The organism is Streptomyces sp. CWNU-52B (genome assembly GCF_047444975.1).
In the GTDB taxonomy this organism is placed as follows: domain Bacteria; phylum Actinomycetota; class Actinomycetes; order Streptomycetales; family Streptomycetaceae; genus Streptomyces.
Window position 1 is genome coordinate 45,332 of the sequence record NZ_JBLFJV010000003.1, and the last position, 20,973, is coordinate 66,304.

Genomic DNA, 20,973 nt, shown 5'->3' on the forward strand with positions numbered 1-20,973 from the left:
CCACCCGCACACCGGAGACCCCCACATGAGCCCGACTCTCACTCGTACGCGTACCCGTACGCGCCGTATCGCGGCGCCCCTCACCGCAGGGCTGCTGGCCGCCGGCGCCCTCTCCCTGCCCGCGCAGCAGGCGCACGCCGCCGGCAGCGTGGTCAGGGTGACCGGCTCCCAGGGCAACTGGCAGCTGACCGTGGACGGCAGTCCGTACCAGGTCAAGGGACTGACCTGGGGCCCCGCCGTGGCCGACGCCGGCCGGTACCTGCCCGACGTCAGATCCATGGGTGCCAACACCATCCGCACCTGGGGCACGGACGCCTCCAGCAAGGCCCTCTTCGACTCCGCGGCGGCCAACGGCATCAAGGTCGTCGCCGGGTTCTGGCTGCAGCCCGGCGGTGGTCCGGGCAGCGGCGGCTGTGTGAACTACCTGACGGACACCGCGTACAAGAACCAGATGCTCGACGAGTTCCCGAAGTGGGTCCAGGAGTACAAGGACCACCCCGGTGTGCTGATGTGGAACGTCGGCAACGAGTCGGTGCTCGGCCTGCAGAACTGCTACAGCGGCGACGAGCTCGAACGGCAGCGCGACGCCTACACCACCTTCGTCAACGACGTCACGAAGAAGATCCACGGGGTCGATCCCGACCATCCGGTGACCTCGACCGACGCGTGGGTCGGCGCGTGGCCCTACTACAAGAGGAACGCGCCCGACCTCGACCTGTACGCCGTCAACGCCTACAACGCGGTGTGCGACATCAGGTCGGCCTGGGAGCAGGGCGGTTACACCAAGCCGTACATCGTCACCGAGACCGGGCCCGCGGGCGAGTGGGAGGTGCCCGACGACGCCAACGGGGTCCCCCAGGAACCCACCGACCGGGCCAAGGCCGAGGGGTACACCAAGGCGTGGGGCTGTGTCACCGGGCACCGGGGGGTCGCGCTCGGCGCCACGATGTTCCACTACGGCACCGAGTACGACTTCGGCGGTATCTGGTTCAACCTGCTGCCCGCGGGACAGAAACGGCTGTCGTACTACGCGGTGAAGCGTGCCTACGGCGCCGACACCTCGCGCGACAACACGCCCCCGGTCGTGAGTACCCTGTCCGTCGAGGGCGACGCGGGCAAGGTGCAGGCGGGGCGCGACCTGACGCTCGCGGTGAGTGCGAGCGACCCGGACGGGGACGCGATCTCGTACGAGGTCCTGGCCAACAGCACGTACATCGACCAGGGCAAGCAGCTGACCACGCTGGCGCACACCGACCTGGGCGGCGGCCGGCTGAAAGTGACCGCGCCCGACCGGCCCGGGGTCTGGAAGATCTACGTCAAGGCCACGGACGGCAGGGGCAACGTCGGCGTCGAGACCCGCTCCGTCCGGGTGGTGCCGCCGGCCGTCGACGGCACCAACCTCGCCCTGGGCAGGCCGGCCACGGCCTCCTCGTACCAGACGGGCGGCGGCGACTGCCCCTGCACCGCCGCGGGCGCCGTGGACGGGAAGAACGACACCCGCTGGGCCAGTGACTGGAGCGACCCGCAGTGGCTGCGGGTCGATCTCGGCACGAGCAGCACGTTCCGGCATGTGCAGCTGGTCTGGGAGACCTCGTACGCCAAGGCGTACACGATCCAGACGTCCGACGACGGCGAGAACTGGCGGACCGTGCGCGAGGTGACCGACGGCAACGGCGGGGTCGACGACTTCGACGTCGCGGGCACCGGACGCTACGTCCGCGTCAACGGCACGGCACGCGGCACCGGATGGGGCTACTCCCTCTACGAGTTCGGCGTCTACAACTGACCCGCCGGCTCCGACCCCGCGGGCGGCCGGCTCCGAGAGCCGGCCGGTCCCGTGGACGTGGACCACAGGAAGGGACGAACGGGCGGGAATGACCGATGACGATCTCGACCGGCTGCTCGACAAGCTGACGCTCCGGGCCAGGGTCCGGCTGCTCAGCGGGGCGAGCACCTGGCGCACCCACGCCGAACCCGCGCTCGGCCTGCGGGAGTTGGTGATGTCGGACGGTCCCGCGGGGGTACGCGGTGAGTCGTGGGACGAGCGGCGCACGGCGCTGCTGCTGCCGTCGGCGTCGGCGCTCGGCGCCACGTGGGACGACGACCTGGTCGAGCGGCTCGGGTCACTCCTCGCCGCTGAGGCGCGGCGCAAGGGCGTGGACGTGGTCCTCGCGCCGAACCTCAATCTGCACCGCAGCCCGCTCGGCGGGCGGCACTTCGAGTGCCTCTCCGAGGATCCCGAGCTCACCGGCCGCCTCGGCGCCGCGCTGATCCGCGGTGTCCAGGCCCGGGGTGTGGCCGCCGCGGCCAAGCACTACGTGGCCAACGACTCCGAGAGCGAGCGCCTCACCGTCGACGTGCGGGTCGGTGAGCGGGCCCTGCGAGAGGTCTATCTCGCCCCGTTCGAAACCGCCGTCGCCGCCGGGGTATCGGTCGTCATGGCCGGTTACAACGCGGTCAACGGCCGTACGATGACGGCGAGCCGGCTGCTGACGGACCCGCTGCGGGACGAGTGGGGCTTCGACGGCGTGGTGGTCTCCGACTGGGGGGCCGTACGCACCATGCCCGACACCGCTCGGGCCGGTCTCGACCTGGTGATGCCGGGACCGGAGAGTCTCTGGGGCGAGGCGCTCGTACGGGCCGTGGAGGACGGCGGCGTGCCGCAGACGGCCGTCGACGACAAGGTGCGGCATCTGCTGCGGCTCGCGGCGAGGGTCGGGGCGCTCGGTGAGCCGGACGGGCGCGGCCCTGACGAGCGGGGACTGCACGGACACGCACCGCGGGAACGGGGAGCGGCTGAACGCGGTCCGGCCGGCCGGCGTCCCCGTCCTACGACCGGGTCCCGCCCGCGTGACGACCGGGCCCAGCTGCGCCGCACGGTCGCCGCCGGTACGGTCCTGCTGGCCAACCGGGGTGTTCTCCCGCTGGGGCCCGAGCTGCGGACCGTCGCCCTGGTCGGCGCGCACGCCGCGCACACCCGTACGCAGGGCGGAGGCAGTGCCGGTGTCTTCCCGCGGCACGAGGTGTCCGTGCTGGAGGGACTGCGGTCCCTGCTGCGCGGGCGGGCCGAGGTCGTCCACGTACCCGGGCCGGCGTCCGGGGGGCCCGCTCCGGCGCTGGGCACGGACCTGTGCGCGGATCCGCGCTCCGGCCTGCCCGGGGTCCTGCTGCGCGTACTCGACGCGTCCGGGTGCGAGCTGTACGCCGAACGCCGGTCAACCGGACGGCAGTTGGAGCCGCCTCTCCGCGCGGGCGCCCATACCGTCGAGATCCGGGCCCGGTTGCGGCCGCGGGTGACGGGCCGCTGGACGCTGGGTATCGCGGGCTTCGGGCGCATGCGGCTCAGCCTGGACGAACACGTCCTGCTGGACGAGGAGTTCAGCAGGCGGACGGACGATCCGGCGCTCGTCCATGTGACTCCGCCGGCGCACCACGTCGTCGCGCACCTCACGGCGGGGCAGGACGCGCTGCTCGTGGCGCGGCGCCGGCTCGCGCCCGGCACCGGCAGGGCGACGATCGTGAGCGCGGCCCCGCCGCGGGCCGACGGCCGGCGGTCGATCGCCGCCGCGGCCCGTGCCGCCGGTGCGGCGGACGCGGCCGTCGTGGTGGTGGGGACCACGGAGCACAGCGAGTCGGAGGGGTACGACCGCCGCGACCTCGCGCTGGGGGACGCCCAGGACGCCCTGGTCCGTGCGGTGGCCGCCGCCAATCCCCGGACGGTGGCCGTCGTCAACAGCGGCGGGCCGGTCGAACTCCCCTGGCGCGAGGAGGTCGGCGCCCTGCTGCTGGCCTGGTTCCCGGGGCAGGAGGGCGGCGGCGGTCTGGCCGACGTGCTCCTGGGACGGGCCGAACCGGGCGGGCGGCTGCCCACCACCTGGCCGGTCACACTCGCCGACGCGCCGGTCAGCCGTACGCAACCGGTCGGGGGCCGGCTCGACTACGACGAGGGCCTCCACGTCGGCTACCGCGCGTGGCTCCGGCACGAGCGCGCCCCCGCCTACTGGTTCGGCCACGGACTCGGCTACACGAGTTGGGCCTACGAGAAGCTGACGGGGCCTCACGAGGTCGCCGCCGGGGCGCCGTTCACCGTGCGGGTCAGCGTGCGCAACACCGGGGCGCGGGCCGGGCGCGAGGTCGTCCAGGTCTATCTGGCGCGGGCCGGGGCCGAGGTGGAGTACCCGCGCCGGTGGCTCGCGGGATACACGGCGGTACGCGCCGGGCCCGGTGAGACGGTGACCGCGTCGGTGTGCGTCCCGGCCAGGGCGCTGCGCCACTGGTGCGCCGAGGACGGCGCGTGGCGTACGGAACCGGGGCCGTGCCAGGTGCTGGCGGGACGCTCCGCGGGGGACCTACCGCTGACCCTCGGGGTGGAGGTGCGGGTGAGGGAGTGATCCGGTGCTCCGGGAGAGCGCTCTATGCCGTCCATGACCTGTGCCGTTAGGGTGCGGGCATGAGCAGACAGGCCCCGACCCTGGAGGATGTGGCCCGGGAGGCGGGTGTCTCCCGGGCGACCGTGTCCCGCGTCATCAACGGGGTCCGCAACGTCGACCCCGCCATCCAGGAGACGGTCCGGCGGGCGATCAGCAGGACGGGTTACGCGCCCAACCAGGCCGCCAGATCGCTGGTGACCCGGCGTACCGAGACCGTGGCGCTCGTGGTGTCCGGCGCCGGTGAGGTCTCGGACGAGGAGCAGAACGCGTTCGCCGCGCGGGCGTTGGCGGATCCGTTCTTCGGCCGGGTGGTGAGCGGGGTCGTCGGTCATCTGCGTCCGCGGTCGATGCATCCGGTGCTCATGTTCGCCGAGACCGCCGAGGCGCGGCAGGAGGTCGTGACGTATCTGCGGCAGGGCAGTGCGGACGGGGCCCTCGTGGTCTCGACACACGCCGACGATCCGCTGCCCGCGCTGCTGGCCGGTGCCGGGCTGCCCGCCGTGCTGTTCGCCCGGCCCTCCCGGCCGGTCGCGCTCAGCTATGTCGATCTCGCCCACCGGGACGGCGGGCGGCTCGCGGCCGAGCATCTGCTCGGCCGGGGCTGCCGGCGGATCGTCACCGTGTCCGGGCCGCTGGCCGTGCTCGCGAGCCAGGAGCGGCTGGCCGGGTTCCGCGACGCGATGGCCCGGCACGGGCACGCGTACGTTCCGCTCGCGCAGGGGGGCTTCACCGTCGACAGCGGCATGGCCGCGATGACGGAACTGCTCGCCGAACACCCGGACGTGGACGGGGTGTTCGCGGCCAACGATCTGATGGCTCAGGGGATCTGCCAGGTGCTGCGGGAGCGGGGGCGCCGGGTGCCGCACGACGTCGCGGTCGTCGGGTTCGACGATTCGAGCGTGGCGGTCACCTGCCGGCCACCGCTGACCACCGTCCGCCAGCCGGTCGAGGACATGGCGGCGGCGATGGCCCGGCTGCTCGCCGAGCACATCAGAGGTGTCCGCACCGAGCCGACCTCGATCATCTTCGACCCTGAACTGGTGGTCCGGGAGTCGGCGTAGGGCCGTCCGCGAGGGCGGTCCGCGCAGGGCCGTCCGACCAGCGTGTCCGGCCGGATCCTTGTGGTGCGGCCGCGTTCGGGGCGGTACCGGGGATGGCGCCGGCCGGTCAAACCGGCGAGGATGTCCTCTCGTGACGCGGCGTCCTCCCGGGCGGCCCCAGGCGTTCGACGGCCGGCCCCGCACGCGGGTGGACACCTCCGGTGGTCCGGACGCGAGGAGTCTGTGATGGGTTCGCACGCAGCGCCGCACCGCGCACGGCCGGTCCTCCTGGTGTCCGCAGTGGTCGTGCTCGTGGCCGCGCTCCTGTGGCTCCCCCGCGCCGACGGCGCGCCCGCGCCGGGCGACGCCTGCGGCTCCCCGGCGGTACGTCTGCCCCGTGGTGACTGCGGCCCCTTCTGGCAGGTCCTCGCGGAGGACTTCGACGGCGACCGCGTACCGCTCGGTTCGTTCAGCGACTGCGACCACCGTGTCGACACCTCCGCCGCCCACTGCGGAGGGCTGCGCGGCGCGTTCCGCGACAACTGGTGGGCCTACCCCACCGGTTGGCCCGACACCGCCGAGAGCCGGGGCCGTGACGTGGTGGGTGTGCACCACCCCGAGGACACCGTGAGTGTGGGGCCCGCGTCCGACGGCGACGGGCGGATGTTCATCCGGATGTGGCGGCCCGCCGACGGCGGCCCGGTCCACTCCGCGGCGGTGGTGCCCCGCGCGACGATGGAGATGGCCTACGGCAAGTACTCGGCCCGCATCAAGGTGACGAGGGCGGAGCCCGGGTACAAGTCCGCCTGGCTGCACTACGGCGGAGGATGCGAGATGGACCATCCCGAGGGCGAGTGGACCGGTACGCTCTCGGCCTTCCACCATCCGTGCGGGGGCGGCGAGCAGGGGTACTTCCCGGGCGCCGACAGCTGGACCGAGTGGCACACCGTGTCCACGGAATGGACGCCCGGCCTGGTGAGGTTCTTCGTCGACGGCCGTGAGACCGGGCACGACACCCGCGGGGTGCCCGACGGCCCGCTCTCCTGGGTGCTCCAGAACGAGAGCGCCCTGGAAGGTCCGGGGGCTGCGCCCGGCAGCAGCGCGCAGCTCGACATCACGTGGATCGCGGCGTACGCGTACGGCTGGAAGTAGCCCGCGGACCGGCGCGGTGGCGGCCCCCGTCTGAGTACGTCGGCCGAACCGGCTGAGTAGGTGCTCCGATGCCCGAGGTCCCGGCGGCTGCTGAACTGTCGTCATGGTCAAGGACATCCCGCGAGATCGCCCCCTGCGCACCGCCACCGGCACGGCGGTCGCGACCGGTTCGGCTCTCGCGGTCGTGCTGGTCCCCCTGGTGGTGGGGGCGCTGGCCTCGCGGGCGGTCGGGGGCGACCCCATGGCGTCGGTCAACGCCATGATCACGGGCGGTGGACAACGCGCCCGGCTCTCCCGCGGACAGTTGCGCACCTACCGCGGCGAGGCGCTCAGCACGGCGCGGCACGCGTGGGACCGGTCGGCCCAGTGGACGAGCAGGAGGCCGTTCCGCACCCGCGGCGCCGCCCGTGCCCACACAATGGTGGGCGCACCCCTCACCGAACGGCGGCCATGACCCGAGCGACCGAAGCACCCACAGCGGATGACGCCACCGCGGCGATCAGCCTGTCCACGATGCGGACCAGAGCCCCGGAGCTCGTGAGCCTCTACAAGGCGGCCGGCTCCGGCCTGCGCGCGCACGGCCTCGAAGGGGTGCGCGCCGCGGTGTACCTGGTCCTCGACCGGTCCGGGTCGATGCGGCCCTACTACAAGGACGGCACCATGCAGCACCTGGGCGAACAGGTGCTCTCCCTGTCGGCCCACCTCGACGACGACGGCACCGTACCCGTGGTGTTCTTCTCCACCGACGTCGACGGGTCCACCGACCTGCGCCTCGGCAATCATCCGGGCCGCATCGACAAGCTGCACGAGAACCTCGGCCACATGGGACGCACGAACTACCACTGGGCGATGGACGAGGTCATCGACCACTATCTCGACTCCGGCAGCACCGATCCCGCCCTGGTGATCTTCCAGACGGACGGCGGGCCCACCAGCGGGCCCGCCGCCGAACGCTTCCTGTGCAAAGCCGCCCGCCTGCCGCTGTTCTGGCAGTTCATCGGCTTCGGCGACCCCGACGACAGCGAGTTCGCCTTCCTGCACCGCCTCGACACCCTCGACGTGCCCGCGCGCCGCATCGTCGACAACGCCGGCTTCTTCCACGCGGGCCGCGACCCCCGCACGGTGGACGACGGTCTGCTGTACGACCGGCTGCTGCGGGAGTTCCCCCGCTGGCTGTCCGCCGCTCGCGCCGCGCAGGTCATCGGGCCCCCGGGTGGCACACGCTCCGGGGAATAAATCCAATTGCTGTTGAATATTTCGCGACGTTTTCAAAACGGGCTCGAACCGGGCTCGTCCGACAAGGAAACGGGCGCTCCGCAACCGAACCTCCGAACCACAGTCTTTTGACACTGTGCAAAACATTGCTTGACCCGCCGACAACACCATTCCTAGGGTCGAAGTAATCGCACGGGAGCGGGACAGCGGCCCCGCATCGTCACCATTCGCTCCACGGTGACGATCCCCCACATCTCAGTGCAGAAAGACGGTATCCAGTAGTGACCGACCCCATTGCAGATACCCCGCACACCGACCGCCCGGCCTTCGGGCGGTCCGCGTACGTGTCGCCCTGCGCGCCCAGGTTCCGTGCGTCCAGAGCCCCCGTCCGGGCGGCTCTGGTCCCCCGCGGCCACTCCATGGGGACTACGCCGGTGGGCCGCCGGCCACCACGGATGCGACCCAAGGCCGTCAAGTAGCCCTCGGGCCGCCCACCCTGACGCCTCGCCGGAGCACCGGCCCCGCAGCAGGCGGCGCGCCCCCTCCCGGCCCGGCCGTAGTCGTACCGGGCCGAATCCGTCACTCTCACCGCGGGCATGTGAACCACAGCCCCTGAATTGACGCGCACTGGAAAGTTTCTTACCGATTACGCTAAACCCCTTGGCCGTGCTTCACCCGGTACAGGTATCCGGTGCGTGACACTGAAATTGGCCAAGGATTCCTCTGGTTCACCGGGAGATTTCGCTCTCCCGGATGCGGCGGGGTACGGATTCGGCAGGCCCTCGCGTCGCCGTTCCCCGTGAACGACCCCGCCACACGTTCAACAGGTCACAGCCGAACGTGTTCCCGCGCGGCCGACTCCGGGTCGCCCACCACCGTCCGTACCGAACGGAGTGGACCCCCGTCTGTCGGGTTGCCTCGCGCCGCTGTCCCTGTCGACACCACGAAAGGTGTGTGCCATGTCCACCCCCACGACTGCCACGTGCGACACCTGCGACGAACCACTGACCCGTCCGAAACAGACCCGTACCTCGCCACCCCGGGCCCGCTACTGCTCCAACGCCTGCCGCCAACGGTCCTACCGGCTGCGTCAGCAGTCCGGGGGCGTGGAGGCCGCGCTGGGCGGCGGGCCGCTCACCCAGCTCAGCAGCTTCGTCGGGCGCACCGACGAACTGGTGGAACTGACAAGGCTGTTGCACGAGGTGCGGCTGCTGACGCTGACCGGCCCCGCCGGGGTCGGCAAGTCCCGCCTCGCGTTGGAGCTGGCCGGCCAGGAGGCGCGCAGCCGGCGCTGCGAGGTCTCGGTGGTGAAGCTCGGCGGGACCACCGAGTCCGGTGAGATACGCCGGCGGATCCTGGCCGCGCTCGACGAGGTGCGGGACGCCGGCGACGGGGTGGGGGCCTCCGACCGGAACAGACTGCTCGTCCTCGACGACTGCGAGCACGTCCTGGACAGCTGCGGAGCGCTGCTGAGCGAACTGCTGCCCGGACGGCCCCGGCTCAGGGTGCTGGCGACCAGCAGGGAGCCGCTGCGCCTGCCGGGCGAGTCGGTGTTCTCCGTCACCGGTCTGGCGCTGAGCGACCCGGAGTCCGGCAGCACGCTCGCCGACTGTCTGCGCTCGGACGCGGTCGCCCTGTTCATGGACCGGGCCCGGGCCGTCGCCCCCGACTTCCAGCTCGACGGGGACAACGCGGCGCACGTGGACGAGATCTGCGTGCGGCTGGACGGGCTGCCGCTGCCCATCGAGATGGCCGCCCGGCTGATCCGGGTCTTCCCGCCGGCGGAGATCCGCTCGCGGCTGCACGACCGCTTGGCGCTTCTGACGAACGGGTGGCGGCTCGCCGACGACCGCCACCAGAGTCTGCGCGCCTCCCTGGAGTGGGGTTACGGTCTGCTGAGCCCGGTGGAACAGGCGTTGCTGCGCCGGTTGTCGGTGCTGCCGGGCGGCTTCGGACCGGCCGCCGCCGCGGCGGTCACCGCCGACGTGCCGGAGGCCGCGGCCGTCCTGCCGGAGCTCCTCGTCGCCCTGGAGTCGAAGTCCGTCATCACCCCGCTGGCCCGCACCGGCGGTCCGACCCGGTTCGGACTGCTGGAGTCCATGCAGTGCTTCGGACAGGAACGGCTCGTCGCCGAGGAGGAGGACACCGGGACGTACGAGCGGCTGGTCGCCTGGTTGACATCGATGTCCTTGCCCCTGCACGGCGAGGCGGTGGTGTCGGTCGCGACGCTGGAGACCCTGGAGGTGGAGCGCGTCAATCTCGCGCACGCCGTGCGCCGGCTCGGATCGGGCTCCGACGAGCGCCAGTTGCTGCTGGCGGGGGCGCTGGCCGCGGTGGAGGTGGCGCGGGGACAGGGCGCGGGGGTGGCGGGGCTCGTGGAACACGCCCTGGAACGCACCGCGCCGGACTCGGTCTACCGCTCCGTCGCACTGGAGGCGATGGCCCTGGCGATCCGGGACACCGAACCCGAGCGGGCGGCACTGTACGCCGACGAGGCGGTACGGGTGGAACGCGGGCGGGGCTCGTCGGCGCTGCTGGGCCGGCTGCTGCTGGTGCGCGGCACGATCCGCCAGACACGGGACGAACGGGAGGCCTCGCTCAACGATCTGGAGGAGTCGCTGGAGACCGGGCTGCGGCTGCGGCACGACATCCTGACGGCGTTGAGCCTCGGTGTGATCGCCCGGCACCAGGTGGAGAACGGCGAACTGGGCAGTGCGGAGCGGGAGATCGGGCGGGTGCTTCCGGTGCTGCGCCGGCGGGTGGCGCCTCGGTGGCTGAGCTCGGTCCTGGTCACCGCCGGGGCGCTGGCCCTGGAGAAGGACGACCTGGTGCGGGCCGAGGAGTGTTTCGCCGAGTCGCTGCGCGGTCAGTCGGAGCCGCACGCGGACGCCGCGCGGGCGCTCGAGGGCCTGGCGCTGGTCGCGGCGCGCGGCTACGGGTTCGACCGGGGGCTGCGGCTGCTCGGCGCGGCGGAGCGGGTCTGCGGCGGCGGGCAGCGGGGCAGCGCGTGGTGGCGGCAGCGGGTCCTGGCGACGCGTGAGGCCGCGCTGCGGGCGCTGCCCGCCGGCCGTGCCGAGGCGTGGCTGGAGGCCGGCCGTGCCATGCCGTGGCGGCAGGCGCTGTCGTTCTCGCTCGGCGACGACACGGCGGGGCCCCGGGACGAGGGGGCCGCGCATCCGCTGAGCCGGCGGGAGCGGGACGTGGCCGCGCTGGTCGTGGAGGGGCTGACCAACCGTCAGATTGCGGCTCGGATCCATGTGTCGGTGCGCACGGTGGAGACGCACATCCGGCACATCCGCACCACGCTGGGGCTGCGGTCCCGGGCCCACATCGCGGCGTGGGCGGCGCGGGAGCGGCCGGGCTCCGCGGCGGCCCCCGGACCCGGCGAATTCGAGTGGCCCCTGCAGCGCGTGGTCGGCTGACCGGGCAGCGTGCGCAGGCGCTCGGCCGGGGTTCCCGGCCGAGCGCCTGCGCGTGGGCGGCTGTACGTGGGCGGCTGTCGGGCCGTCTCACCGGGCGGGGGCGGTCTCCACGCGGAGCAGGCCCATCGCGGTGTCGAGTGCGGCCTCGACCTCCCGCGGCGTGGCGGCGACGGCGACGACATGGCCGAGACGGTCGTACGCGTCCTGGGGCGGGCGGACCGTGCGGCCCGGGGTGCCGGTGACGACGACGGCCTCGACGCCGGGGACGCGGGCGGCCTCGGCGGTCCCGCTGACGCCGGTCAGCCGGCCGGAGTCCGCGGCGGTGAGGAACCGTAGTCCGGCGTGGCGGGCACGGTCGGCGGTGAGCCTGAGGGGGCGCCCGGTGGCGGCCCGCACCTGCTGGTCGAGCAGGTCGATCCCGGTGGCGGCGCGGACCAGTTCGGGAATCATCCCGCCGGCGAGGCGCCCGTTGATCTCGATGACGGCGGGGCCCGCCGGTGTCAGCCGGGCCTCGATGTGGGCCGGTCCCCGTTCGAATCCGATGGCCTTGAGCGCCTGCCGTGCGGTCTCGGCGAGCTCCGCCCGCGCCGTGGCGGGCAGTTCGGCCGGGAAGAGGTGTCCGGTCTCGACGAAGTACGGCAGCGCCGTGGTGGTCCGTTGGGTGACGCCCACGCACACGGCCTCGCCGTCGGCGCAGAACATCTCCACGCTGTACTCCGGTCCGTCGACAAACTCCTCGACGAGCACCTTCCCGGCGCGGGCCTGACCGCGCGCGTTCTCGGTGCCCGCGAGGATGTGCGCCGCCTGCGCGAGGGCGGTGGCGCCGTCGGCGCACCAGCGCACGTCCTGCGAGCCGGAGCCGTCGGCCGGTTTGACCACACAGGGCAGTCCGACACGGGCGACGGCCGCGGCGACACCGTCGACGGAGCCGACCACCGCGTGCGCGGGCTGTGGCACGCCCGCGTCACGCAGGGCGGCGCGGGTCAGGGACTTGTCGCGGCAGGCGGCGGCGGTGTCCGGAGCGTGTCCGGGGACGCCGAGCCCCCGGGCCAGGCGTGCGGTGTGCGCCAGGTAGAAATCGCTGGTCGTGGTGGCCCCGGCGATGGTGCGTCCGGCGGCCGCCGAAAGCGCCGCGGCGCGCACGGCGGTGTCGTCCTCGGTGTCGCAGACGACGGCCGGGCAGCCGGTGGCGTCCAGACCCTGGTAGCGGCCGGGGTCCTTGGCGAGCAGGACCGGGGCGAAGCCGAGCCGGGTCGCGGTGTGCAGCGCGAGCATGCCGGTGCCGGTGGTGTTGGACTCCACGAACACGAGGACGGGGCGGTCGGCGCGGGGCAGCGTCGCGTAGGACCAGCTGTCGACGGTCGTGCCGAAGGGCACCTCGGCGGGGGTGGTGGCGACCGGTCCCGACGCCTCGTGCCGGTAGACGGTGTCGGCGTACCGGTCCCCGCGGTCCGGCATGATGCCGACGAGCCGGGTGCCCGGGGCCGCGTGGGCGGCGAGGTGGGTGAGGACGCGGTAGACGGAGCCCGAGGTGTTGCCGGCGAAGATCTTCTGTTCGCGGGCGAGGCTCCGCGTCGCGTCGAACGCCTCGTCGTCGGAGAGCCAGTGCACCTCGTCGAAGAGCCGGTAGTCGATGTTCTCGGGGTAGAGGCTGTTGCCGAGTCCGCTCTGTTTGCGGGTGGCGACGTCGGGCTGGCCGAACAGGACGCTGCCCACGCAGTCGACACCCACCACCCTCAGGTCCGGCAGGTGTTCCAGGAGCGCGGCCGAGGTGCCGCAGAGCGAGCCGCCGCTGCCGACCGAGCCGACCAGGACGTCCACGGTGCCCAGGTCGTCGACGAGTTCGGTGGCGAGGGTGCGGTAGGCGGCGGGGTTGTCCGGGTTGCTGTACTGCTGCGGCCACCAGGCTCCGGGCAGGTCCCGCATGAGGTCGGCGAGGCGTTCGAGGCGGGCGCTCTGCCAGCCCTGCGCGGTCATCGACTCCACGACGTGCACGCTGCAGCCCATCGCCTCCAGCTTGGCGAGGGTGACGGGGTCGATGCGGGGGTCGGTGACGATGTGCACGGGATGCCCGAGATAGGTGCCGACGAGGGCGACACCGAGGGCCATGGTCCCCGAGGAGCTCTCCACGATCGGCGCGCCCTCGCGCAGCACACCGGTGCGGCGGGCTTCGAGGATGATGCGGCGGGCGACGCGGTCCTTCATGGCGTACGGGTTGAGCAGTTCGAGTTTGGCGTAGACCTCGACGTCGTCGGGGGCGTCCACGCGCAGTCGGACGACCGGGGTGTTGCCGATGGCGTCGACGAGGGTGTCATGGCGCATGAGCGCTCCCTGGGGCTGTGCCGCGGCGGTTCGGCGGGCGTTCGACGGGCGGGGACGGCGCCGGGCGGCCGCGCACGGCGGGCCGGGGCGGCTGGGGGTGAACGGGGGCCCGGCCGGGCGGGAACGGGGTGGCCGGTCAGCCTTCCATGGCCTCGACCAGGCTCCTGGGCCGCAGATCGGTCCAGTTCTCCTCGATGTAGGCCATGCAGGCCGCGCGGCTGTCCTCGTCGTGCGCGACGGTCCAGCCGTCCGGAACGTCCGCGAACGCGGGCCACAACGAGTGCTGTCCCTCGTCGTTGACGAGGACCTGGAACCTGGCGTCCGGATCGTCGAACGGATTCACCTGGCGCACCGCCCATCTCTGCTCTTCGCGCGGTGGCCGGCCCACCGCCGCGCCGTCATCCTCATGTCACCGAGCCGTACGGTCGTCGGTGTGATCCACCGTTACGGCAGGACATCGCGCGCGGCCTCGCGGCGCCGTAGAGAAACCAGGTGGATCTCGCAAGTTTCTCCCCGATACGCCTGTCCGGACCAGGTCGGGGCAGGCACAGTAGCGGGAATCCCCAGTACAGCGAAGAACACGCGGCGGTGGCGTGACCGCACGCCGGCACCGTCGGGACACCAGAGCTGAGGGACAGGCCGACGGCCGCCCGGGACCAGGAAAAGAACGTGACCCTGTTATCACTCTTGAGGACATGAGGTAGAGGGAATTGCCGTCCCATCCTGTGCATGGCCGCACCTTCACCCAGGACGCGCGAAGGGCTCAGATCGTCGAGGCGACGATCGAGACTCTGGCCGAGATCGGCTACACGAAGACGTCCTTCACCGCGATCTGCAGACATGCCAATCTGAGCAGTACCGGCCTGATCACTTACCACTTCACGGGAAAGCCGCAACTCCTGCGGGAGGTCACGCGGACCATCGTCGAAAAGGCCCGTGAAGCGCGGACGCGGCGCATCGCGCAGGAGACGACCTACCGGGGGAAGCTCAACGCCTACATCACGTCGCACTTCGACTTCATGTCCTGCTACCCGGCGCACGCCCGGGCGCTGACCGAGATCGTCGAGCTGGTCCGTGAACGCCGGGCCCTGGGGCTGGACGACGTCGCCCGCAGCGCGCTGTCCGTCGAGAGCCTGGTCGTCCTGCTGGAGGAGGGGTGCCGTGCGGGTGAGTTCCGGATACCGGATCCGCCGGTGATGGCCCTGGCCGTCCAGGGAGCCATCGACAATGTCGTCCGTCACCACCAGTTGTTCTCCGTGGCCGATCTCAGCGGCCGGGCAAGGGAGTTGACGGACATCTTCGACCGCTGCACCCAGCCCGCGTAGCGCCCCGCCCGTACATGTCCCGGGCCGAAGGTGCAGTACCCCTGGCTGGAAGCCGAGGCGGTGGACAGCTGGATGGTTTCCCGGGGCTCTTCGGTCCGAGGATGGGTACATGTACGGACGGCGGGGGCCGCTGGATCTCATGTGGAACGGGACGGCATCGGTGCTACTGGAACGCGAGACGGAACTGGCCGACGCGACTGCCGATCTGCGGCGGACCATGACGGGAAGCGGATCCCTGCTCGTCGTCGAAGGCGCGCTCGGGACCGGCAGGTCGTCGTTCCTTGAGGCCCTCTCCCACCGTGCGCGGTGCGAACGGGTCCGCGTTCTCAGGGCCCAGGCGTCCTTGTCCGGGCGGGGTGTCGCGCTGGGTGTGGTGAACCAGCTGGTGGAGTCCGCCTGCTGCGACGTGGTCGCGGCGGCGGCCCGGGGCGGGCAGGTGGTGGGTGCGTCCGGCGGGGGCCGGCTGCCCGAAGGACCGGGTGACAGGCCGCCCGACCTGTCGTCCCTCCTGGACACCGTGTCCCGCGACAGCGCCCTGCTCGTGCTGGTCGACGACCTGCAGTGGGCGGACGCCGAATCCCTGCTGGCGCTCTCGCGGAGCGTCACCGGGCGGCACGGGCGCCGGATCCTCTTCGCCGTCTCGCTGCCTTCGGGGCTCGCGGCCGCCCGGGGCTCCCTCCTGGAGGAGCTGACGCAGGCGGCGGACCGCACGGTGCGGTTGGGCCCGCTCGGCCCCGCGGCCGTACGCCGGCTGGTCGAGGACGCCTTCGGCAGCGAGCCCGACGACGAGTTCGTGGACGCCGTGCGGGTACGCTCCGCCGGCAATCCGCTGCTGCTGCGCTCCTTGCTGGACGAGGCGTACGCCCGCGGCCTGAGTCCGAAGGCGGAGCACGGCGACCTCGCCCGTACGCTGCGCCCCGACCCCCTGTGCCACTACCTGGCCGGGTTCCTGCGCTCCCAGCCCGACCCCGTGCGGCGCACCGTACGCGCGCTGTGCGTCCTGGGTGAGACCTCGGACCCGTCGCTCGCGGCCGAACTCGCCGGCCTCGACGCGGCCCGGTACTCCGCAGCAGTCGCCGTACTGGACCGCACGGGCCTGGGCAGGTCACAGGGCCGGTGGGAGGGCACGGTCCTGTGGGAGTCGCTGACGGACGGCATCCCGGCGGAAGAGCTCACCGTCCTGCGCAACAGGGCCGCGGTCCTGCTGCACCGCGCCGGGCACCCGGCGGAGACCGCGGCCGGGCAGCTCATGTCCGTGCACAGCCTGCAGGCCCCGCAGGCCGTGCCGATCCTGCGCTCCGCCGCCGCCGGCGCGCTGGCCCGGGGCGCGCCTCGGGACGCCGCCCGCTATCTGCGCCAGGCCCTGCTGGACAGCTCGTGCACCGGCTCCGTACGCGCGCGGGTGCTGGCGGACCTGGCCACGGCGGAACGCGGATTCGCGACCGTCGCCGCGCTGCGTCACGTCGTCGAGGCCCTTCCGCTGTTCGGCTCGTCCCGTGAACGCGCCTCCGCCGTGGCCCAGTTGGGGCCGCTTCTCTTCCACCCGTCGGAGTCCGGCATCCTCGCGCTCACCGACGAGGTGGCCGGCGAGCTGCGCGGTTCGGACCCGGACGACGCCGCGGCGGGCGAACTGGCCCTGCGGCTGGAGGCCCGCCGGTACGCGCTGGGCTCCCAGGAGCCCGCGCTCTTCCCGGCGGCCCTGCGCCGGCTGGCGCAGCTGGGGCCACGGCCGTCGGTCCGCACGGCGGGCGAGCGGGAACTGCTCGCCTCGCTGATGCACATCGCATACGTCACCAACAGCATGCCGGCCGAGCGGGCGGCGGACCTGGGGGACCTGCTGCTGGGGCACGAGCCGCCCGACCCGCGGCACGCGCACACCTCGCTGCCGTTGGCCGTGAACGTCCTGGCCGCCGCGGAGCGGACCGGGGAGGCGGCTCGCTGGCTGCTCGCGACCGGCCAGGGCGTCCGTGACGAGGGCGCGGACGTGGAGGAGGCCATCCTGCGGGCCGAACGTGCCATGGTGGCCCTCGCCCACGGCGACGTCGCCGAGGCCAAGCAGACGATCCTGCGGGCCGACATCATGGCGGGCCCGCAGGCCAGTGGTCTGCCGACCGTGTGCACCGCCATCCTCGCCATCGTCGCGCTGCACAGCGACGAGCCCGAGCTGGCCGAGGAGTTCCTGACCCGCAACCTGCTCAGTCACGAGGACCAGTACCTCGCCGCCCTGCTGCACATGGCCCGTGGTCTGCTCGCCGCCCGACGCGGTCAGGACCGCATCGCCCTGCACCACTTCCGCACCGCGGGCGAGCGGCTGGAGCGGATCGGCTGGTCCAATCCCATGCTGCTGCCGTGGTCCTCCTGCGCCGCCCTGATGCACCATCGGCTCGGCGAGCAGGACCAGGCGCTGGCCGCCGCCCGGCTGGAGGTGGAGCGGGCCCGCCGGTGGGGCTCCCCCGCCGTGGAGGGCCGGGCCCTCGTGGCCCTGGGCCGCGTCACTCCCGGGCGGCGGGGCACGGAGCTGCTGGCACAGGCCGTGTCCGTACTGGAGAAGAGCACCAACCGGCATGAACTGTGCCGTGCCCTGTACGCCTTGGGCAGCCGCAAGGGGACCAACGGCAGACGGGCCGCGGAGATCCTCGACCGGGCGTACGCCCTGTCCGTGGAGTGCGGAGCCGACTGGGTGGCGCAGAAGGTCCGGGCGAGGCTGAGCAGAAGCCCCGCCGTCGCCGCGCCGCTGCCCGGACTGACCCCGTCCGAGTTGCGGGTCGCCCGGCTGGCGGCCGCCGGCCTGCGCAACACGGACATCGCACGGCACCTCAACGTGTCGACCCGGATGGTCGAGAGGTATCTGACGAACTCCTACCGAAAGCTCGACATACCAGGACGTCACGCCCTTCCGCCGGACATCGGCGAGGTGTGACGTTCCGACCGAACCCCCGGACCACAGTGTTTTCACACCGGGCAAAGGATTGCTTGACCGGACAAGACCGTGCTTCCTAAGGTCGAGGAGACTCGATCATGAAGAGGCCGCACGACCGTACGAGCCGCACGCGCACCGTGAGCGCGGGGCGACGCACGCCCGGAAGGAACCGGAAGGTACACGTTCCACGCCGAGCACTCCATCGCCACCTGAAAAGGGGATGCGGTGAACATCGTCACTTCGGGCGACTCCGCTCTGAAAGACATGCCGGCCGGACAGACGTACCCCCAGCTGGTGGAACGCGACCACGAGCTCGCCGTGCTGCGCGACCTGGTCCGGCGGACCGCGGCGGGTCACTGCGGCCTCGTCGTCGTGCAGGGCCAGGGCGGCGTCGGCAGGACCGCGCTCCTCGACAGCCTCGCCGCCGAGGCACGGAGTCGTGGTCTGCGCGTCGTGGAGACGGCGGGCCCGTACCGGCGACTGCCCCGCTTCGACGCGCTGACCGCGCTGTTCGACGCGCTGGCCGCCGACGACGACGGCCGGACCGCCGCACGGCCGCGGCAGGCCGACGGGCATCGCGCGCGCACCGAGCGGGTACGCCTGCCGTCGCTCCCTCTGCCCGGCGTCCCCGCCCCGCCGCGCGGTGGGCCTCTCCTCGCATGGCGCAGAGCGGTGAGTTCCGCCGCGACGGCACGCCCGCTGCTTCTGACGGTCGACGACGCCGACGAGGCCGACCCCGAGTCGGTCCGTCTCCTCACCCACGCCCTGCGCTCCACCCGCGACCTGCCCGTCCTGCTGGCCCTCGGCTGGCGCGACGGCGACGAGCCGGCCCCGCTGGACGCATGGGCGACACGGTCGGTGCTCCAGGTCCTGCGGCCCCGCCCGCTCACCGGGCAGGGCATCGATCTGGTCGCGCGCCGGCTCACCGGCGGCGCCGTCGAGGCCCGGTTCCAGGAACGCGCCCTGGCCGCGACGAACGGAAATCCCTCGCTGGTGACCGGGCTGCTCGCCGGGCTGCGGGAGCTGGGCCTGCCGTTGACGACCGCGGGCCTGGACGCGGCGGGTGAGGGCGACATCCCCGTCTTCGGTCCCCGGACCAGGCGCCTGCTGCGCCGGCAGCCCTCGCTCACGGTACGGACCGCCCAGGCCCTGGCCGTCCTCGGTGACCACGCGCACGTCACGACCGGCTCGGGGCTGGCGCGGGTCGAGACGACCGCCTTCACGCGGTCGCTGCGCAGACTGGAGACGATCGGACTGGTCCGGCCGGCCGGGGAACCCGGCCTGTGGTCGTTCGCCGACCCCGCCGTCAGGAACGCGGTCCTGACGGACACTCCGCCCCGGACGCGGACGGACCTGCACGGCCGTGCGGCGCGCCTGCTGCACGACCGTGGAGCGCCGGCCCCGGACATCGCCGGGCATCTGCTCCAGGACCCGGCCGTCGCACGGCAGCCGTGGGCGCGGGCCGTACTGCGCGAGGCGGCCCGCAAGGCGATGCTGCACGGGGCGGCCGCCGACGCGGTGGAACTGCTCAGGCCCTGTGTGCCGCACGGCGCCGAGGACACCTGCGACCCGGCCCTGGTCATGGAACTGGGCCTCGCGGAGAGCCGGGTGGACCCGGAGGCCAGCGTCGGGCACCTGGCGGCGGTCCTGGACCGGGTGGGCGGCGGCGAGCCGCGGATCGCGGTGCTCAGCGCGTTGATCGGCGGCCTGACCCGCACGGGCCGGGTGGGCCGTGCCACCGAGCTGCTGACCGCGGAGGCCGCCGCAGGGCCGGGCTCCGGTGCCGCGCTCCTCCACCGTCTGGAGGCGCAGATGCTGATGGCCGGGACCGACAACCGCGACGCGTACACGGAGCTCCTGGACACGGTCTCCTTCCGCCTGGACCTGCCCGGCGACACCCCGGAGGAACGTGCGCTGCTCGCCTGCCGGGCCTTCGTCTCGGTGGCCCGCACGGAACATCTGCCGCAGGCCCTCGCCGCGGCGAACAGGGTGCTGCTGAAGGGCGGTCCGATCACCGACTCGCCCGCCTGCCTCGCCATGGCGGCCTCCACGCTGATGTACGCGGACCGCCCGCAGGAGGCGGCAGCCGTGTACCAGCAGCTCATCGAGGGCACCGACGCGGTCCCCGACCACCTGTACGTCCAACTGCTGGCGCTCGACGGGGAGGCCGGTGCGCGGCTCGGACGCCTCGACCGGGCGCTCCTGTCCACGGCCACGGCGCTGGAGGGGGCCCCCGTCGAGCGGGCCACCCGCCACCAGGCACTGGCGCTGGCGGTCCGGCTGCACGCGCTGCTCGACCGGGGCGACGTCGCGGCCGCCGACGCCCTGGCCGGCGCGGTGCCGCAGGACAGGATCGACGACGCCTGGCAGTGGAACGAGTTCCTCTGTGCCCGGGGGCGCCTGCGGCTGGCGCGGGACGAGCCCTCGGCCGCCCTGCTGGATCTGATGGAGTGCGGCCGCAGACAGCAGGCGTGGCACCGGACGAATCCCGCCGCCTCGTCCTGGTGGTACTGGGCGGGACACGCCCGTCTCGCTCTCGGTGACCGCGCGGCGGCCACCGCCCTGGGCACCCGGGCCGTCGGCGCGGCACGCGCGGCCGGCCTCCCCGGCGCCCTGGGCACGGGACTCGAACTGCTGGCCGCGGCGGCGGCCGACGACCCCGAACGGCTGGTACTGCTCGAGGAGGCCGAGTCCGTGCTGGCGCGGACGGGCTCCGCGTTGTCTCTGGCGCGGGTCCGGGTGGCCCGCGGCCGTGCGCTGCTACAGGCCGGGCACGTCGGGACGGCCCGGACGGTACTGCGTCAGGGGTGGGAGGAGTCCCGGACGATCGGGGCCCGTTCCCTGCACGAGGAAGCCCATGGTCTGCTGCTGAAGACGGGAGCCCGGCCACGGGCCGCCGCGTCCCGCAGGTCCGGCGAGCTCACCCGGAGCGAGGCCAAGGTCGCCCGGCTGGCGGCGGCCGGGCGGACGAACCTGCAGATCGCTCAGGCGCTCTTCGTGACCCGCCGCACGGTGGAGGTCCATCTGACCTCGGTCTACCGCAAGTTCGGCCTGTCGGGACGCAAGGAACTGCGGGGCACGCTGGGGCCCGCCGCCGCGGAGTCCGCGCCTCCCGGACCCGCTGCCTGAGCCCGGCCACGCACACGT

12 protein-coding genes are annotated in these 20,973 nt (G+C 73.1%); 10 read left to right on the plus strand and 2 right to left on the minus strand.

The window, feature by feature from the left end; genetic code table 11:
• The first annotated feature begins 25 nt into the window (after window positions 1-25).
• The 7 genes from ACLVWQ_RS02630 (at window position 26) to ACLVWQ_RS02660 (ending at window position 11,259) form a co-directional block, all read left to right on the plus strand.
• On the plus strand, window positions 26-1,786 hold the full coding sequence (locus ACLVWQ_RS02630) for a discoidin domain-containing protein (protein WP_414106494.1): 1,761 nt from the start codon (window positions 26-28) through the stop codon (window positions 1,784-1,786).
• Between the two features lie 88 nt (window positions 1,787-1,874).
• The gene (locus ACLVWQ_RS02635) at window positions 1,875-4,391 is read left to right on the plus strand and encodes a glycoside hydrolase family 3 C-terminal domain-containing protein (protein WP_414106459.1); all 2,517 of its coding nucleotides are present in this window, start codon (window positions 1,875-1,877) and stop codon (window positions 4,389-4,391) included.
• 59 nt (window positions 4,392-4,450) lie between these two features.
• Window positions 4,451-5,491, plus strand: coding sequence for a LacI family DNA-binding transcriptional regulator (locus tag ACLVWQ_RS02640; protein WP_414106460.1), 1,041 nt, complete (start codon window positions 4,451-4,453; stop codon window positions 5,489-5,491).
• Window positions 5,492-5,716: 225 nt separating this feature from the next.
• The gene (locus ACLVWQ_RS02645) at window positions 5,717-6,622 is read left to right on the plus strand and encodes a glycoside hydrolase family 16 protein (RefSeq protein WP_414106461.1); all 906 of its coding nucleotides are present in this window, start codon (window positions 5,717-5,719) and stop codon (window positions 6,620-6,622) included.
• A gap of 103 nt (window positions 6,623-6,725) precedes the next feature.
• Window positions 6,726-7,076, plus strand: coding sequence for a hypothetical protein (locus ACLVWQ_RS02650; protein ID WP_414106462.1), 351 nt, complete (start codon window positions 6,726-6,728; stop codon window positions 7,074-7,076).
• Window positions 7,077-7,135: 59 nt separating this feature from the next.
• A complete protein-coding gene (locus tag ACLVWQ_RS02655; protein WP_414106463.1) occupies window positions 7,136-7,858 on the plus strand; it encodes a vWA domain-containing protein in 723 nt (240 codons plus the stop codon).
• A gap of 938 nt (window positions 7,859-8,796) precedes the next feature.
• The gene (locus ACLVWQ_RS02660; RefSeq protein WP_414106464.1) at window positions 8,797-11,259 is read left to right on the plus strand and encodes an ATP-binding protein; all 2,463 of its coding nucleotides are present in this window, start codon (window positions 8,797-8,799) and stop codon (window positions 11,257-11,259) included.
• 87 nt (window positions 11,260-11,346) lie between these two features.
• Here ACLVWQ_RS02660 and ACLVWQ_RS02665 read toward each other — a convergent pair whose 3' ends face one another.
• Both ACLVWQ_RS02665 and ACLVWQ_RS02670 read right to left on the minus strand, forming a co-directional pair.
• Entirely contained in the window at window positions 11,347-13,581 is a 2,235-nt protein-coding gene (locus ACLVWQ_RS02665) for a pyridoxal-phosphate dependent enzyme (protein WP_414106465.1), read from the minus strand.
• Window positions 13,582-13,717: 136 nt separating this feature from the next.
• The gene (locus ACLVWQ_RS02670) at window positions 13,718-13,933 is read right to left on the minus strand and encodes an MbtH family protein (protein WP_414106466.1); all 216 of its coding nucleotides are present in this window, start codon (window positions 13,931-13,933) and stop codon (window positions 13,718-13,720) included.
• 358 nt (window positions 13,934-14,291) lie between these two features.
• Here ACLVWQ_RS02670 and ACLVWQ_RS02675 point away from each other — a divergent pair, with 358 nt between their 5' ends.
• The 3 genes from ACLVWQ_RS02675 (at window position 14,292) to ACLVWQ_RS02685 (ending at window position 20,955) form a co-directional block, all read left to right on the plus strand.
• Window positions 14,292-14,906 (plus strand): TetR/AcrR family transcriptional regulator, encoded by a 615-nt coding sequence (locus tag ACLVWQ_RS02675; protein ID WP_414106467.1) that lies wholly within the window; start codon window positions 14,292-14,294, stop codon window positions 14,904-14,906.
• Between the two features lie 109 nt (window positions 14,907-15,015).
• A complete protein-coding gene (locus tag ACLVWQ_RS02680; protein ID WP_414106468.1) occupies window positions 15,016-17,826 on the plus strand; it encodes an AAA family ATPase in 2,811 nt (936 codons plus the stop codon).
• A 225-nt stretch (window positions 17,827-18,051) separates the two neighbouring features.
• Window positions 18,052-20,955, plus strand: coding sequence for an AAA family ATPase (locus ACLVWQ_RS02685; RefSeq protein WP_414106469.1), 2,904 nt, complete (start codon window positions 18,052-18,054; stop codon window positions 20,953-20,955).
• The last annotated feature ends 18 nt before the right edge of the window (window positions 20,956-20,973 follow it).

Excerpts from the sequence above, each read along its gene's own strand:
- ACLVWQ_RS02655 (WP_414106463.1), top strand. The coding sequence starts at position 7,136 with ATGCGGACCAGAGCCCCGGAGCTCGTGAGCCTCTACAAGGCGGCCGGC.
- ACLVWQ_RS02630 (WP_414106494.1), top strand. The coding sequence starts at position 26 with ATGAGCCCGACTCTCACTCGTACGCGTACCCGTACGCGCCGTATCGCG.
- ACLVWQ_RS02635 (WP_414106459.1), top strand. The coding sequence starts at position 1,875 with ATGACCGATGACGATCTCGACCGGCTGCTCGACAAGCTGACGCTCCGG.
- ACLVWQ_RS02645 (WP_414106461.1), top strand. The coding sequence starts at position 5,717 with ATGGGTTCGCACGCAGCGCCGCACCGCGCACGGCCGGTCCTCCTGGTG.
- ACLVWQ_RS02680 (WP_414106468.1), top strand. The coding sequence starts at position 15,016 with ATGTACGGACGGCGGGGGCCGCTGGATCTCATGTGGAACGGGACGGCA.
- ACLVWQ_RS02665 (WP_414106465.1), bottom strand. The coding sequence starts at position 13,581 with ATGCGCCATGACACCCTCGTCGACGCCATCGGCAACACCCCGGTCGTC.
- ACLVWQ_RS02650 (WP_414106462.1), top strand. The coding sequence starts at position 6,726 with ATGGTCAAGGACATCCCGCGAGATCGCCCCCTGCGCACCGCCACCGGC.
- ACLVWQ_RS02660 (WP_414106464.1), top strand. The coding sequence starts at position 8,797 with ATGTCCACCCCCACGACTGCCACGTGCGACACCTGCGACGAACCACTG.
- ACLVWQ_RS02640 (WP_414106460.1), top strand. The coding sequence starts at position 4,451 with ATGAGCAGACAGGCCCCGACCCTGGAGGATGTGGCCCGGGAGGCGGGT.